General features: G+C 71.3%; 14 protein-coding genes. 4 read left to right on the top strand and 10 right to left on the bottom strand.

The genetic code is table 11. The annotated features are described in order from the left end of the window. Positions 1–213 precede the first annotated feature (213 nt). The 4 genes from FK498_RS12580 to FK498_RS12565 are packed head-to-tail and all read right to left on the bottom strand — an operon-like array spanning position 214 to position 3,643. The gene (locus tag FK498_RS12580; protein WP_141855071.1) at positions 214–882 is read right to left on the bottom strand and encodes a cyclase family protein; all 669 of its coding nucleotides are present in this window, start codon (positions 880–882) and stop codon (positions 214–216) included. Between the two features lie 24 nt (positions 883–906). Then, positions 907–2,193, bottom strand: coding sequence for a TRAP transporter large permease (locus tag FK498_RS12575; RefSeq protein WP_141855069.1), 1,287 nt, complete (start codon positions 2,191–2,193; stop codon positions 907–909). Further along, entirely contained in the window at positions 2,190–2,669 is a 480-nt protein-coding gene (locus tag FK498_RS12570; protein WP_141855067.1) for a TRAP transporter small permease, read from the bottom strand. The genes FK498_RS12575 and FK498_RS12570 overlap by 4 nt, the downstream gene beginning before the upstream one ends. Further along, positions 2,666–3,643 carry a TRAP transporter substrate-binding protein gene (locus FK498_RS12565; protein ID WP_141855065.1) on the bottom strand — a complete coding sequence of 326 codons (978 nt, stop codon included), beginning with the start codon at positions 3,641–3,643 and terminating at the stop codon, positions 2,666–2,668. Before FK498_RS12565 ends, FK498_RS12570 begins: the two co-directional genes overlap by 4 nt. A 69-nt stretch (positions 3,644–3,712) precedes the next feature. Here FK498_RS12565 and FK498_RS12560 point away from each other — a divergent pair, with 69 nt between their 5' ends. Continuing rightward, positions 3,713–4,606, top strand: coding sequence for an SDR family NAD(P)-dependent oxidoreductase (locus tag FK498_RS12560; protein WP_141855063.1), 894 nt, complete (start codon positions 3,713–3,715; stop codon positions 4,604–4,606). Here the strand turns inward: FK498_RS12560 and FK498_RS12555 are convergent. Further along, a complete protein-coding gene (locus FK498_RS12555) occupies positions 4,556–5,311 on the bottom strand; it encodes an alpha/beta fold hydrolase (protein WP_141855061.1) in 756 nt (251 codons plus the stop codon). The genes FK498_RS12560 and FK498_RS12555 overlap by 51 nt on opposite strands. Before the next feature lie 92 nt (positions 5,312–5,403). On the opposite strand from FK498_RS12555, the gene FK498_RS12550 reads away from it, so the two are divergent. Together FK498_RS12550 and FK498_RS12545 are read left to right on the top strand one after the other, a co-directional pair. Then, the gene (locus tag FK498_RS12550) at positions 5,404–6,498 is read left to right on the top strand and encodes a glycosyltransferase family 4 protein (protein WP_237560930.1); all 1,095 of its coding nucleotides are present in this window, start codon (positions 5,404–5,406) and stop codon (positions 6,496–6,498) included. A gap of 67 nt (positions 6,499–6,565) precedes the next feature. Continuing rightward, entirely contained in the window at positions 6,566–7,963 is a 1,398-nt protein-coding gene (locus FK498_RS12545; RefSeq protein ID WP_141855057.1) for an aminotransferase, read from the top strand. A 24-nt stretch (positions 7,964–7,987) separates the two neighbouring features. On the opposite strand, the gene FK498_RS12540 is transcribed toward FK498_RS12545, so the two are convergent. Genes FK498_RS12540 through denD form a run of 3 tightly spaced genes read right to left on the bottom strand, consistent with a single transcriptional unit; the run spans position 7,988 to position 11,364 of the window. Next, a complete protein-coding gene (locus FK498_RS12540; protein WP_141855055.1) occupies positions 7,988–9,241 on the bottom strand; it encodes an ATP-binding protein in 1,254 nt (417 codons plus the stop codon). 21 nt (positions 9,242–9,262) lie between these two features. Further along, positions 9,263–10,375 (bottom strand): FAD-binding oxidoreductase, encoded by a 1,113-nt coding sequence (locus FK498_RS12535; protein WP_141855054.1) that lies wholly within the window; start codon positions 10,373–10,375, stop codon positions 9,263–9,265. 5 nt (positions 10,376–10,380) lie between these two features. Further along, complete coding sequence (denD, locus tag FK498_RS12530; RefSeq protein ID WP_141855052.1) at positions 10,381–11,364, bottom strand: D-erythronate dehydrogenase; 984 nt, start codon at positions 11,362–11,364, stop codon at positions 10,381–10,383. A gap of 71 nt (positions 11,365–11,435) precedes the next feature. Between denD and FK498_RS12525 the strand changes: the two genes are divergently transcribed. Further along, positions 11,436–12,458 (top strand): dienelactone hydrolase family protein, encoded by a 1,023-nt coding sequence (locus tag FK498_RS12525; RefSeq protein ID WP_141855050.1) that lies wholly within the window; start codon positions 11,436–11,438, stop codon positions 12,456–12,458. A 22-nt stretch (positions 12,459–12,480) separates the two neighbouring features. Here FK498_RS12525 and FK498_RS12520 read toward each other — a convergent pair whose 3' ends face one another. Both FK498_RS12520 and FK498_RS12515 read right to left on the bottom strand, forming a co-directional pair. Next, positions 12,481–13,485 carry a YafY family protein gene (locus FK498_RS12520; protein ID WP_141855048.1) on the bottom strand — a complete coding sequence of 335 codons (1,005 nt, stop codon included), beginning with the start codon at positions 13,483–13,485 and terminating at the stop codon, positions 12,481–12,483. An 82-nt stretch (positions 13,486–13,567) separates the two neighbouring features. Beyond that, the coding region (locus FK498_RS12515; RefSeq protein WP_141855046.1) for an ATP-binding protein at positions 13,568–14,329 on the bottom strand (762 nt) is incomplete at its 5' end.

The raw sequence follows: 14,329 nt of genomic DNA, 5'->3' as shown, positions 1-14,329 counted from the left end.
GGCCGGGGGAGCAGGGGCGGCGGGCGCGGCCGGCGCGGCGGCGGGGGCCGGGGGATCGGCGATCGCCGGGGGAGCCTCAGGCGCGAAGGACCACCACGCGACGGCGGCGAGCGAGAGCAGCACCGTCGCGGCAGCGGTCCAGGGCATCGTCCGTCGGCGGCTCATGCCCCCAGTCTAGCCGCTGGCGGGCGCGATGGCGCGCCAGGACGGACGCTACCCCGGCTCGACCGCGATCACGCGGGCCGGGCAGCCGTCGCTCTCCGGCAGCTTCAGCGGCAGGGCATAGACCGTCGGGCGCGGCGTGCGCAGCGCGCCGAAATTGCACACATACTCGATCAGGATCACGCCGTTGCGCAGGAGCACGTCGTGGCTCGCGAACTCCGCGATCGGCGCGGTGCGGCCCTCGAGCAGCCCGCGGATCGGGTAGTCCTGCGGGAAGTCGGGGGCGAGCGCCTTGATCCGCCGCTCGAGCAGCCATTCGCAGGCCGCGCGCGTCAGCCACGGCGCCTCGGTCCAGAACGCGGGGCTGTGCAGGGAGCGGCGCTCGTCCCAGCGCGTGCGCAGGAGCACGATGTCGCCGGGGCGGATCTGCGCGCCGCGCGCAGCGAGCAGGTCGGCATCGATCGGCGCGTTGTCGGGCGCATCGTCGAGCACGACCAGCGCCGCCTCGCCGATCGTCGCCTCGAGCGGCACCTCGCTCGAGGTGGGCCCGCCCGGCACCATGTGGCGCGGGCTGTCGATGTGGGTGAAGCCGTGCACCACGAGGCCGAGCCAGGTCACCTGGAACGGGTCGCCGCGCGCGAAGTCGGCGCGCAGCGACCGTTCCATCGGCCAGCGGAAATGCGGCTCGATCGGCACGGTGAGATCGACGATGCGCGGCATGGGGTTCCCTCGTCAGATCGCGGTTCAGCGTCCGGTGACGGCCGCCGGCAGCCAGAGCGTGACCGCCGGCACGTAGGTGACGAGCAGCAGCACCGCGACCAGCACGGCGAGGAACGGCAGCGAGGCGCGGATCACCGCCCCGGGCGGAGCCTCGGCCATGGTCGCGGTCAGGTAGATCAGGTAGCCCACGGGGGGCGTGCAGAGGCCGATCATCAGGTTCAGCACGGTCATCACGCCGAACTGCACGAGGTCGATGCCGAGCGCCTGCACCATCGGCAGGAAGATCGGCACCAGGATGATCAGCGCCGCGATCGGGTCGAGGAACATGCCGATGGCGAAGAACAGCAGGTTGAGCAGCAGCAGCACCGCCGCCGCCGGCGCCTCGAGCGCCGCGATCGCCGCCGCGAAGGCGCGGCTGACGCCCTGGTCGGCGATGATCCAGGCGAAGATCGAGGAGGCGCCGAGGATCACGAGGACGCTCGCGGTGCCGCGCGCCGCCTGCACCAGCGCATGCCAGAAGCCGGCGGGCGTGAGGCCGCGATAGACCAGCGTGCCGATCAGCATCACGTAGAGCGCGGCGATCCCGCCCGCCTCGGTCGCGGTGAAGGCGCCGCCGCGGATGCCGCCGACGATGATCACGGGCGCGAGCAGCGCGGCCGAGGCGCGCGCGGTCTCGCCGAGGCGTGTCGCGGCATCGGCGCGCGGCTCGCGCGGCAGGGCGAGCCGGCCGGCGCGGCGGTGCGCGACGAGGCCGAGGCCGAGCGCGATCAGCACGCCCGGGACGATGCCGGCGAGGAACATCGAGCCGACCGAGACGCCGGCGAGCACGGCGTAGACGATCATCGGGATGGAGGGGGGAATGATCGGGCCGAGGATCGAGGCGGTCTCGATCAGCGCGGCGGCGAAGGGTGCGGGGTAGCCCGCCTGGCGCATCGAGCGGATCAGCACCGATCCCACCGCGGCCGCGTCCGCCACCGCCGAGCCCGAGATCCCCGCCATCACGAAGGAGGCGACGATGCCGACCTGCGCGAGCCCGCCGCGGATGTGCCCGACCATCGCGCGCGCGAAGCCGAGGATGCGCATGGTCACGCCCGCCGCGCCCATCAGCTCGCCGGCGAGGAAGAAGAGCGCGATCGCGAGGAGGGCGAAGTTGTCCATGCCGCCGACGAAGAACTGCGGCACCACCTCGAGCGGCACCCCGGGCCGGAACAGCAGCAGGCTCGCGAGCGAGGCGGCCAGCAGCGCGAACACCAGCGGCACGCCGAGCATCGCCAGGCCCAGCATGGTGCCGAGCAGCACCGCGAGCGTCACGGCGCGCGCCTCTCGTCCTCCTCCGGCCCGAGCGCGAGATCGAGCAGGATGACGGCGATCCAGAGCGCGGTGCCGACCACGACCGCGGCGTAGAGGTACTGCAGCGAGAGCCCGAGCGCGGTGTAGCGGTCATGGGCGGTGAGCTCGATCAGGCCGACCCCCTTCCAGGCGAGCAGGCCGAGCAGGGCCACGCCGAGGGCGGCGGCGAGCAGCCGGAGCGCGCGGGCGAGGCCGGGCAGGGCTGCGGCCGCGACGGGGTCGATCCGCATGTGCCGTGCGCGCGCCGCCGCGATCAGCACCAGCCAGACGAACAGGAGCCGCGTCAGCTCCTCGCCCCACGGCATGGGCACGCCGAGGAGGTAGCGTGCGGCGACCTGCGCGCAGGTGACGCAGAGCACCGCGAAGAGCAGCAGCGCGGCGGCGACGTCGAGCAGCCGCCCGATGAGCCGCCGCGCCGCCCGCGCGGACGCGATCACCTCAGCGCCAGGATCGCATCCACCAGCGCCGCGCCGTGCTGCGCCACATAGGCGGCCTTCACCGGCTCGAGCGCGAGGCGACGGAACGCCTCGGTATCGACCCGCTCCACGACCTCGACGCCGGCGGCCTTGATGGCGGCGAGATCCTGGCCCTCCTGCTCGCGGTTGAGGCGACGCTGGTAGATCGCGGCCTCGCGCGCGGCATCGACCAGCGCCTTCTGCTGCGCCTCGGGCAGGGCGCGGAACCTCGCCAGGTTCATCGACACGATCGAGACGGTGTAGGCGTGGTCGGTGAACGAGAGGTGGCGCTGCACCTCGTGGAAGCGGTTCGAGCGGATGATGTTGAGCGGGTTCTCCTGCCCGTCCACCGCGCGGGTCTCAAGCGCGAGGTAGACCTCGGTGAAGGCCATCGGCGTCGGGTTGGCGCCCCAGAGCCGGAACGCCTCGACATGGGCGGGGTTCGGCGTGGTGCGGATCTTCAGCCCCTGCAGGTCGGCCGGCGTGACGATCGGGCGGCGGCTGTTGGTGATCTTGCGGAAGCCGATCTCCCAGAAGGCGAGCCCCTTCAGGCGGTGCTTCTCGAGCTCGGCGAGCAGCCCGCTTCCGACCTCGCCGTCCACCACGCGATAGACATGCTCGTGGCTCGCGAACAGGAACGGGATGTCGAGCGCGTTCAGCTTCGGCTCGAAGCGCGTGTAGAACGGATTGCCGGTCTGGCCGATGTCGATGGTGCCGAGCCGCACCCCCTCGAGGATCGCCGGGTCGTTGCCGAGTTCGCCGGCGGGATGGATCGAGATCCGGAGCGCGCCGCCGGTCGCCTGCGCGACCAGCTCGGCCATCCGCACCGCGGCGAGGTGGTGCGTATCGCCGGTGGGCTGGGTATGGGCGAAGCGCAACGTGGTCTGCGCGCTGGCAGCAAGGGCAACGGCGGCGGAAAGGGCCGCGCCCAGCAGCACGGTCGTTGATCTCGACATGGACCGTCGATCCTCCCTCGGGTTTCGTTGAGGCTTGCAAACCAACGGCCACGTGTCAAACACGGGCGCATGGGCGGCGGCCGTCTTGTCGTGTTCGGGCTCGGCTACAGTGGCGGCGCGGTCGCGCGGGCGGCGCGCGCGGCCGGTCTCGAGGTTGCGGTGGCGACGTGCGATCCCGCGCGGGCCGAGGCGCGTGCGCTGGCGCGGGCGGGGATCGATCTCGTCGCCTTCGCCGCTGCCGCCGGGGCGCTCGCCACGGCGACCCATCTGCTCGTCACCGCCCCGCCGGAGGAGAGCGGCGATCCGGTCCTCGCCGCGCACGGCGCGGCGATCGCGGCGGCGCCCGCGCTCGCCTGGATCGGCTATCTCTCGACCACGGGCGTGTACGGCGATCGCGGCGGCGCCTGGGTGGACGAGGCCGCCGAGCCGACGCCCGGCCAGCCGCGCAGCCGCCGCCGGCGCGCGGCCGAACAGGCGTGGGAGCAGGTGGCGCAGGGCCGCGGCATCCCGCTCGACCTGGTCCGCCTCGCCGGCATCTACGGCCCGGGCCGCTCGGCGCTCGACGAGCTGCGCTCGGGCCGCGCGCGCCGCATCGTCAAGCCGGGCCATGCCTTCAGCCGCATCCACGTCGCCGACATCGCCGGCCTCGCGCTCGCCGCGATGGCGCGGCCGGGCGGCGGCGTGCGCGTGCTGCACGGCGCCGACGACCTGCCTGCGCCGCAGGCGGAGGTGATCGCCGAGGCGGCACGGCTGCTCGGGGTCCCGCCGCCGCCCGAGCTGCCGTTCGACGAGGCGGCGCGGACGATGTCGCCGATGGCGCGCTCGTTCTGGGACGAGAACCGCCGCGTGGCGAACGCGGCCACCAAGGCGGCGACCGGCTGGACGCCGCGCTACCCCAGCTACCGCGAGGGCCTAGCCGCCATCCTCGCCGAGGAGCGCGGCGAGGGTGCGGGCCAGCAGTGAGAGATCCGCCGCGCGCGACAGCCGGTGGTCGCCGTCCTTCACCAGCGTGACCTGCACGTCCGCGGCGGCGAGACAGTCCGCGAGGCGCAGGCTCGTCTGCCACGGCACCGCGTCGTCGCGGCCTCCGTGCAGCAGCCGCGCCGGGCAGGCGAGCGGGATCGGCCCGCGCAGGCGGAGGTGCCGTCGCCCGTCCTCGATCAGCGTGCGCGTGTAACGGTAGCCGGCCGGGTCGTAGGGATTGGGCTCGGTCACCACGCCGTCGGCCAGCAGCGCGGCCCGGGTTTCCTCGTCCCAGCGTTCCCACAGGAGATCCTCGGTGAAATCGGGCGCGGCGGCGATGCCGACCAGCGCCGCCACCCGATCGGGCCGCGCGAGCGCGGCATTCAGCATCACCCAGCCGCCCATCGAGGAGCCGACCAGCACCACCTTGCCCTCGGTCAGCCGGTCCAGCACCGCGAGCGCGTCCGCCGACCACGCGCCGATCGTGCCGTCCTCGAAGCGCCCCGCCGAGGCGCCGTGGCCGGTGTAGTCGAAGCGCAGGAAGGCCCGGCCGCGGGCGCGGCACCATCCGTCCAGGAAGGTCGCCTTGGTGCCGGTCATGTCGCTGCGCAGCCCGCCCAGGAACACCACGACCGGTCCGTCCCCGGCATGGCGCACAAAGGCGATCCGGCCGTTCGGCCCATCGAGCCTGTCGTATCCGTGCATCCGACCTCCCCTCTCCGCGTCCGGCGCGCGTGCTATCACGCCGAGGGATGTCTGCCGATTCGCTCCCGCCCGCGGTGCTCCAGGTCCTGCCCATGCTGGAGACGGGCGGCGTCGAGCGCGGCACGATCGAGGTGGCCGAGGCGCTGGTGCGTGCGGGCTTCCGCGCGCTCGTCGCCTCCGCGGGCGGCCGGCTGGTGCCGGAGCTGGCGCAGCTCGGCGCCGAGCACGTCGCGCTGCCGCTCGCCTCGAAGGACCCCTGGGTGATGTGGCGCAACGCGGCGCGGCTCGCCGCGCTGATCCGCGACCGCCGGGTGGCGATCGTGCATGCCCGCTCGCGCGCCCCGGCCTGGAGTGCGCTCCTCGCGGCGCGGCGCACGGGCGTGCGCTGGGTCACCACCTATCACGGGACATACAACGAGGGGTTCCCGCTCAAGCGCCGCTACAACGCGGTGATGGCCTCGGGCGAGCGGGTGATCGCGATCTCCCGCTTCATCGCCGAGCACCTGACGGCGCGGCACGGCACCGATCCGGCACGCGTTCGGATCATTCCGCGCGGCGTCGATCCGCGCCGCTTCGACCCGGGCGCCGTCTCCGGCGAGCGGATCGTGAAGCTCGCGCGCGCCTGGCGCCTTCCCGACGACGCGCCTGTGGTGCTGCTGCCGGGGCGGCTCACGCGCTGGAAGGGCCAGGAGGTGCTGATCGAGGCGCTGGCACGGATGGCGCGCACGGATGCGGTCGCGGTGCTGGCGGGAGACGACCAGGGACGGCGCGGCTACCGCGCCGGGCTCGAGGCCCTGGCGGAACGGCTGGGGCTGGGCCCGCGCGTGCGCATCGTCGGCGACTGCGCCGACATGCCGGCGGCGCTGATGCTGGCCGATGTCGCGGTCAGCGCCTCGATCGAGCCCGAGGCGTTCGGCCGCGTGGTGGTGGAGGCGCAGGCGATGGGACGGCCGGTGGTGGCGACCGCGCATGGCGGGGCGGCGGAGACCGTTTCGCATGGCGAAACCGGGTGGCTCGTGCCGCCCGGCGATGCCGCGGCGCTGGCGGCGGCGCTCGATCATGCGCTCGCGCTCGACGAGGCGGCACGCGCCACGCTGGGCGAGCGGGCGCGCGCCGCCGTGCGCGCGCGCTACACCACCGAGCGGATGTGCGCGGCGACGCTGGAGGTGTACCGCGAGCTGCTCTGAGCGCGGCGCGGGTTGCCACCGCGGCGCGCCGGCGCGACACTCCCCGCAGGGCCGAGAGGAGGACGCCATGATCCCCAACTCCCTGCATGCGCGCGACATCGCCTCGGTGCTCCACCAGCAGAGCGATCTCGACGCGTTCAACCGCGAGGGCGGCATGATCGTCGCGCGCGGCGAGGGCTGCCGCGTGTGGGACGTCGAGGGCCGCGAGTACATCGAGGCGATGGCGGGGCTCTGGTGCGCCTCGCTCGGCTTCAGCGAGAAGCGCCTGGCGGACGCCGCCTACCGGCAGCTCCTGACGCTGCCCTACTACCATACCTTCTTCCAGAAGGGGCACGAGCCGGCGATCGAGCTCGCCGAACGGCTGCTCGCGCTGGCCCCCCGCGGCCCCGACGGCAGGAAGCTCGCGCGCGCGGCGTTCCAGTGCTCGGGGTCGGAGGCGAACGACGCCGCGATCAAGATGATCTGGTACTACAACAACCTGCGCGGGCGGCCCCGGAAGAAGAAGCTGATCGGCCGCATCCGCGGCTATCACGGCAACACGGTCGCGGCCGCCTCGCTGTCGGGCCAGCCGCACATGCATGCGGATTTCGACCTGCCCTACGGCGACCGCTTCCTCCACATCGACAACCCGAACTACTACCGCTTCCACGAGGAGGGCGAGACCGAGGAGCAGTTCAGCGCGCGGATGGCGCGGAACCTCGAGGCGCTGATCGAGAAGGAGGGGGCGGAGACCATCGCCGCCTTCTTCGCCGAGCCCGTGCAGGGGGGCGGCGGCGCGATCACCCCGCCCAGGGGCTATTTCGACCTGATCCAGCCGATCCTGAGGAAGCACGACATCCTGTTCGTCGCCGACGAGGTGATCTGCGGCTTCGGCCGCACGGGCAACATGTGGGGCTGCGACACCTATGGCATCGCGCCCGACATCCTCACCTGCGCCAAGCAGCTCACCGCCTCCTACCAGCCGCTGAGTGCCACGCTGATCAATGCCGAGATCCACGAGACGCTGCTCGAGGGCAGCCGCAAGAACGGCACCTTCGGCCACGGCTTCACCTATGGCGGGCATCCCGTGGCCTGCGCGGTCGGGGTCGAGGCGCTGAGGATCTACGAGGAGCGCGACATCGTCGCGCATGTGAGGCGGGTCTCGCCGGAGTTCCTCGCGGCGCTGGAGCGCGCGCGCGAGCATCCGCTGGTGGGCGACGTGCGCGGCGTCGGCCTGATCGCCGGCGTCGAGGTGGTGGCGGACAAGCGCACGCGCGCGCCGTTCCCGCCCGCGCTGAAGGCGGGGCTTGCGGTGCAGAAGGGGTGCGAGGAGGAGGGCCTGATCGTGCGCGCGATCGGCGATCGGATCGCCTTCACGCCGCCCTTGATCATCACGGAGGAGGAGGCGGAGGAGATCGGCGCGCGGTTCCGGCGCGGGCTCGACCGGGCGATGGCCGCGCTGCGGCCGGCGCTGGCGGCGGAGTGACGATCTATCACATCTTCGCGCACTTTATCGCGCCACGTGCGGGCGAGGTTTGGCTCCTTCTGTCAAGCGTTTCCGTCTCTCGATCGAGCCAGAAATGATCTCAAGATTCAAGGCAGAAAATTCGGCGAGAGATATCCGCTTGCGCGAATCTTCTTCACCAAGGCTGAGGGCGAGTTTTGCAAAGAATTCATCTGCAAAGCTACTGCTCACCACACCTAGATCTTTGCCAACAATCACAACCTTTTTTGTTTCTACGAGACGCATAATGTGCTCCAATTTTCGTCGTGCTTCGAATCCAGCGCCTCTCGATCCCGTTGATTCAACTTCTTTCGAAAGATAAAACTCAATGGTATTTTCGCTAGTTTCATACCGCCCCTCCAGAAAGTCAAAAGCCATTAGTTGCTTGCCACTAATCTGTAAAGCATCTTCAAAAGCGATATGTTTAGAGAAGTTTATGGCCAAAACAACAGATGTTCCCAAGAACTTATTTTTATCTCGTCTAATGATAAACCTTCCTGATCTGTCTTGAACTAAGTGTGCGTATCCTGAATTTATATGGAATGTCCCCCCACTTAAAGCGGCAATCTGAAATGCTCCATATAGGCCGAAGCCACGCCCGATATCGGGTATACTTGTGACCCCTTCTTTGATGCATTGCTCAAGTGCATATTCATCTGACCATGAGTTATGTCCATGTTGCCTAAATGACTCAGGAATGCCTATTCCACTATCGGAAACTATCATTTCAATTTCATGCTGCCTGCGTCTCATGTTCAGTTGGCCAAGTCCGCCAAATTCACATTGAGAATGATTCAGAACGTTGTCTGTGAGCTCGTTTACAGACCATTCAATCGCGCGGAGCGCTCGGCGGTCAAGAAAATCAAGCCGCACAAGAACTCGATCCATTACTTTATCTACAAATCTACGCTGTTCCGCGGGTGACGAGAAACGCGTCACCGGAAGGTTTCCGCTAACCTCCTGACCGGCGTCAGGATAGTTGTTCGGGTCAATCATATTCGCCCACCCCGAGTTAACAAATAATCTGTTGAGGAGAAGTTCATTAGGTAAGCGGAGTGTAAATTCCACACCTTCTTGTCGATACTTAAAAAAGCAACAAACAACTGGCACCATAACCTCTGCGAAAGCAACTTTGAGGCGAGATGCATCGAGCACGATCAAATCATACCCACGAAATTCAACAAGATGCTCAATTCGGGAAAACAGATCACGCACAAAGGAGAGGTGGAGTTCACACGGGAATCGGATCTCATTTTCCATTTCTATGCGTTCGCTTCGTGATCAATTGCGTTGTGATGATACGGCAAATCGCCTCGGATCCACCATCCGTGCGACCTCGGGTTCCCGCCCCAGCACGAGGTCGCGTGCGAGCCGCGCCGCGGCCGGCGCGGTCTGGATGCCGTAGCCGCCCTGGCCGACCATCCAGAGGAACCCCTCGGCGTCGCCGGCCCAGCCGATCGCCAGCGACCGGTCCGGCGTGAACGTCCGCAGCCCCGCCCAGCGATGCTCGATGCGCGTCACGGGCAGATCGAGGGCGGCCTGGGCGCGGTCGATCGCGAGCGCGAGATCGAGCTCGTCCGGCTGCACGTCGCAGGGCGGCATCGGCGTCTCGTCCGCCGGGCTCAGCATGAGCTTCCGCCGCGCCTCGGGCCGTGCGTACCAGGTGTGGTCGGCATCGCCGAGCAGCGGCCATTCGGCCGGATCGTGCCCGGCCGGCGCATCGACCAGCAGCGCGGTGCGCCGCATCGGCGTGAGCCCCAGCGGGGCGACGCCGGCCATCCGCGCGACCTCGTCGCCCCAGGCGCCGGCGGCGTTCACGACGATCGGCGCGGCGAACGCCCCCGCCGGCGTCGCCACCTGCCACACCCCGTCGCGCCGCTCGATCGCCTGCGCGCGCGCCTCGGTCGCAAGCCGGCCGCCATGCGCGCGGAGCATCCTGAGATAGCCGTGGTGCAGCGCATGCACGTCGATGTCGAACGCGTCCTCCTCGATCGCGGCGGCGGCCGCGTAGTCCGCGCGCAGGATCGGCACCATCGCCCGCACCTCGGCGACCCCGATCGGCCGCAGGCCCTCGCCCTCGGCGATCATTCGCTCGAGATGCCCGCGCTGCGCCGCGGGGGCAAGGAACAGCACCGGGCGCCGCCGGGTGAGCGGATGCTCGGCGAACCCCGGCGGCGGGTCCTCGAAGAACGCGCGCGAGGCGCCGGTCAGCGCGCGCACGTCCGCCGGCCCGTAGTTCAGGATCCAGAGCGCGGCGGACCGGCCGGTGCTGTGGAAGCCGGGCTGGCTCTCGGCCTCCAGCAGCACGACGCGCCGCCCCGCGGCGGCGAGTTCCGCGGCGGTGGCGGCACCCGCGATGCCCGCGCCGATGACGAGGATGTCGGCCGGATGCATGCCGGTCAGGCGGCCCGCAGCGCGCGCGTCGCCGCGAGGTCGTCCGCGAGGAAGGCGCGGACCAGCTCCTCCAGACTCTCATGCGCGCGGAAGCCGAGCGACCGCGCACGCGCATCCGCGAAGCGCGCCGGCCAGGAGCCGACGATCGCGGCGACCTCCGGGTCCTCGACGCGCGTGACGAGCCGCAGCGCCTCCGCGCCGCCGACCGCGCCCAGCACCGCGAGCATCTCGCCCACGGTCACGGTGAGGCCGGGCGGATTGACGCCGCGATCGAGCCCGAGCGCCGCCCCATCCAGCGCGCAGGCGTGTGCGAGCCAGTCGATCGCCGCACGCGGGCTCGCGATCCAGAGCGCGAAATCCTCCGGCACCGGCAGGCGCGCCTGCTCGCCCAGGAACGGCTCGCGCAGGATCGAGCTTGCGAAGGACGAGGCGGCGCGGTTCGGCCGGCCGGGCCGCACCACCACGGTGGGGAGGCGGATCGATACGCCATCGACATATTCCTTGCGGCTGTAGTCGTGCACCAGCAGCTCGCCCGCCGCCTTCTGCGCGCCGTAGGAGTTGCCGGGGACGGGCCGGGTGTCGTCGCGGATCGTCGCCGCCTGCCCGCCCGAGAAGGTCGCGACCGAGGAGGTGAACACCACGCGCGGACGTGACCCCGCCTGCCGGCAGGCCTCGAGCAGCGTGCGCGTGCCGTCGAGATTGACGCGCCAGCCGAGGTCGAAATCCGCCTCAGCCTGCGCCGAGACGATCGCGGCGAGATGCACGACCACGCCGGTCCCGGCGGTGACGAGCCCGGCCACGGTCGCGGCATCGGCGATATCGCCGGTGACGCTGCGCACCGGGAAGGGAGCCGACGGCGCCTCGGCGGCGGCCACGTCGAAGAGGGTCATGGCCGTCACGGCCCGCGCGCCGATCCGCCCCTCGGCGGCGATCCGCGCGGCGAGCTTTCGGCCGAGGAATCCCGCCGCTCCCGTGATCGTCACGTGCATCCGCCGCCTCCTCCGCCACACTGGAGGCGTTGTCGCGCGCGGGCGCGGCCACGGCAAGACGGGAGCGGGGCATGCGGATCGCGGTGCTGGCCGCGGCGGGATGCGCGCTGGCGGGCGCGGCAGGCGCCGAGCCGGCGCGGCTCGTCGGGCCCTGGCCGAACGGCGACGCGCTGGTGGCGGTCGAGGAGCGGCGTGTCGGCTGGCCGTCCTCCTCGCCCTTCACGCCCTGGGACGCGCTGGTCGGCAACGCCGCGCCGACCGAGGCGACGGGCACGCTGTTCCTGCCGCGTCGCGCGCCGGGTGCGCGGCCGCGGCCGGCGGTGGTGATGCTGCACGGCTCCTCCGGCGTGCTGGCGCCGCGCGAACTCACCTACGGGCGCCAGTTCGCGGCCATGGGGATCGCGGCTCTGGCCGTCGATTCCTTCGCCGCGCGGCGCGACCTCGCCACCGGCTTCACCGACCGGCTGCTCAACATCACCGAGACCATGCTGCTCGCCGACGCCTATGCCGCGCTGCGCTGGCTGGCGGCCGAGGGACATGCTGATCCGCGCCGGGTGGCGCTGGTCGGGTTCAGCTATGGCGCGATGGCGACGATGTACGCGCTGAACGCCGGGGTGGCGCGCGCGCTCGCCCCGGCGGGCGAACGCTTCGCGGCGCATGCCGCGTTCTACGGCCCGTGCATCGCGAGCTTCGCCGATGAGCGCACCACCGGCGCGCCGCTGCTGATCCTCTACGGCACGGAGGACGAACTGATCGATCCCGCACGCTGCGCCGCCACCGCAGAGAGCTTCCGTCGCGGAGGGAGCCGGGTCGAGGTGATCGCCTATGAGGGGGCCGCGCACCAGTGGGACGGCGGGCGCGGCCCGCTGCGCATCGGCTCGCTCCTGAACGGCTGTCGCCTCCGGCTCGAGCACGACGGCACGGTGCGCGATCTGAACAGCGGCCTGCCGATGGCGGGCAGCTTCAGCCGCCGGCTGATCCTGGCATTCTGCATCGAGCGCGCGCCCTACCTGATCCGGGACGACCCGGCGGTCAGGGCGCGCTCGAACGCCGATCTGGGGCGGTTCCTGGCGCGCGCGCTGGGCGCGGGGTGAGCCTCGCGGCGCGGGGCGGCGCTCAGGCCGCGACCGCGTCCGCGCCCTCGTGGTGGCGCAGCGCGTCGCGCAGCAGCGTCACCATCCGCTCGCGCAGGCCGGCCGGCTCGACGATCTCGATCGAGGTGCCCCAGGTGAAGACGTGCCAGCACATCTCCTGGGCGCCCCCGGCGCGGAAGCGCACCATCAGCCGTCCCTCGCCGTCGCGCTCCATCGCCTGGCTCGGATGGAAGCGCCACTGGGCCGCCTCGTCCGCGGTCCCGGCGTCGAAGCGCAGCGCGACCTCGAAGGGCTCCTCCTGCCACGTGCCGAAGGCGCGCGCGGCGAAATCATCGAGCCGGAAATCGGCCCGGCGCACGAACGGCGTGTTGCCGAGGTCGAGCGCGCCGATGCGGTCGAGCCGGTAGAGCTTCGGCTCGTCCCAGGGCTCGGGGGCGGCGACCAGCAGCGGCCGGCTGCCGTAGAGCAGCCCGTATGGATGCACCGTGATCTCGTAGGGCGCGACGGAGCGGCGCGAGCGGTACTGCATCGTCACCGGCAGGCAGGAGATGATCGCCCGGCGCAGCTTGGTGAGGATGCCGGGCGGCAGGATCGGGCGGGGACCCGGGCGCAGCGCCGCACCCTCGGCTTCCATCAGCACCTCCAGATCGGGCTCGATCCGGCGCAGGTGCTCGGGCCGGGCGGAGGCGCGCAGCTTCTGCGCCGCGGCGGCGATCAGGTCGGCCCGCTCGCGCAGCCCGCGCCGCGCGAGACCGGCCGCGGCAGCATCGAGTTCGGCCAGTTCCTCGGCCGAGACCGCGACCAGCCCGCCGAGCGTGCCGGGCGGGAGGCGCCAGCGGCGCACCCGCTCGCCGTCGTCGCAGCGCTCGAACTGCGGGAAGACGCGCGCGATCGCGTCGCGCATCCGCTCGGCGGTGCGCCGCGAGACGTGAAAGTCGCGTTCGATGTCGGCGAGCGACAGCCCCTCGCGCGTGCCCTGGAAGGCCAGGGCGAGACGGAGGATCTGATCGAGCTTCTGGTAATGCATCCCCTTCCTCGTGCTCAAAGCCCCGGTCTCATGGTGGTGGACAGCGTGACGCTGTGCGCGTGAATGGATCGTCAAAACGTCATCAGTCCCGTGGCCTGAAGCCGATCGGTGCCGCGGCCCCGGGCCGCATCCCCGCCTCCTCGGCCAGGAGCCGCAGCAGCGCCGCCGCGTCTCCCGCGGCGCCGACCAGCCCCGCCTTGCGCGCGACGAGGGCGAAATCCGCTGGCACCAGCGGCGGCAGATCCCCGAGGCCCGCCGGCGCGGCGAGGCCGAAGAAGCGCCGGAACGCCGCCGCGGCCTGGTCGGGGCGGAGGGCGTCGAAGCGGATCTTGACGAGGAAGCGGCGCAGGCAGGCGGGATCGAGACGTTCCGGCAGGTTGGTGGTGCAGGCGAAGGGCAGGGGGTGGTGCTCCATCCAGGTCAGGAGCTCGTTGACCTGCGTCACCTCCCAGGACTGCGCGGCGCCGCGCCGGTCGGCGAGCAGCCCGTCGGCCTCGTCGAGGATCAGGAAGCGACCCTCCTCCGCCGCCTCCTGGAACGCCGCCGCGATCGCCTGCTCGCTGCCGCCCACCCAGCGCGACAGCAGGTCGGAGGCGCGCTTGACCAGCGGCGCGAGCCCGAGCCGGTGGGCGAGGTCGCGCGCGAAGGCGCTCTTGCCCGTGCCGGGCGGCCCGCTCAGCAGCAGCGAGACCGCGCGCGGCGCCTCCGGTGCGGCGAGCCGACGGGCGAGTGCGGCGAGGTCGGTGTCGGCGTTGGCGAGGCTCGCGTCGAAGCCGGTCTCCGGCGTGGCCTCCTGCGGCGGCAGCCGGCCCCCGCCCATCGCCGAGGCTGTCACATATACACA

Origin of the sequence: Elioraea sp. Yellowstone (genome assembly GCF_006704265.1) — a bacterium.
In the GTDB taxonomy this organism is placed as follows: domain Bacteria; phylum Pseudomonadota; class Alphaproteobacteria; order Acetobacterales; family Acetobacteraceae; genus Elioraea.
Note: the sequence above shows the minus strand (reverse complement) of the source record. Positions and strands in the feature narration are given on the sequence as shown.

Bases quoted from the DNA above. Each gene is read 5' to 3' on its own strand.
- FK498_RS12580 (WP_141855071.1), bottom strand. From the start codon at position 882: ATGCCGCGCATCGTCGATCTCACCGTGCCGATCGAGCCGCATTTCCGC.
- FK498_RS12565 (WP_141855065.1), bottom strand. From the start codon at position 3,643: ATGTCGAGATCAACGACCGTGCTGCTGGGCGCGGCCCTTTCCGCCGCC.
- FK498_RS12560 (WP_141855063.1), top strand. From the start codon at position 3,713: ATGGGCGGCGGCCGTCTTGTCGTGTTCGGGCTCGGCTACAGTGGCGGC.
- FK498_RS12555 (WP_141855061.1), bottom strand. From the start codon at position 5,311: ATGCACGGATACGACAGGCTCGATGGGCCGAACGGCCGGATCGCCTTT.
- FK498_RS12550 (WP_237560930.1), top strand. From the start codon at position 5,404: ATGCTGGAGACGGGCGGCGTCGAGCGCGGCACGATCGAGGTGGCCGAG.
- FK498_RS12545 (WP_141855057.1), top strand. From the start codon at position 6,566: ATGATCCCCAACTCCCTGCATGCGCGCGACATCGCCTCGGTGCTCCAC.
- FK498_RS12540 (WP_141855055.1), bottom strand. From the start codon at position 9,241: ATGGAAAATGAGATCCGATTCCCGTGTGAACTCCACCTCTCCTTTGTG.
- FK498_RS12535 (WP_141855054.1), bottom strand. From the start codon at position 10,375: ATGCATCCGGCCGACATCCTCGTCATCGGCGCGGGCATCGCGGGTGCC.
- denD (WP_141855052.1), bottom strand. From the start codon at position 11,364: ATGCACGTGACGATCACGGGAGCGGCGGGATTCCTCGGCCGAAAGCTC.
- FK498_RS12525 (WP_141855050.1), top strand. From the start codon at position 11,436: ATGCGGATCGCGGTGCTGGCCGCGGCGGGATGCGCGCTGGCGGGCGCG.
- FK498_RS12520 (WP_141855048.1), bottom strand. From the start codon at position 13,485: ATGCATTACCAGAAGCTCGATCAGATCCTCCGTCTCGCCCTGGCCTTC.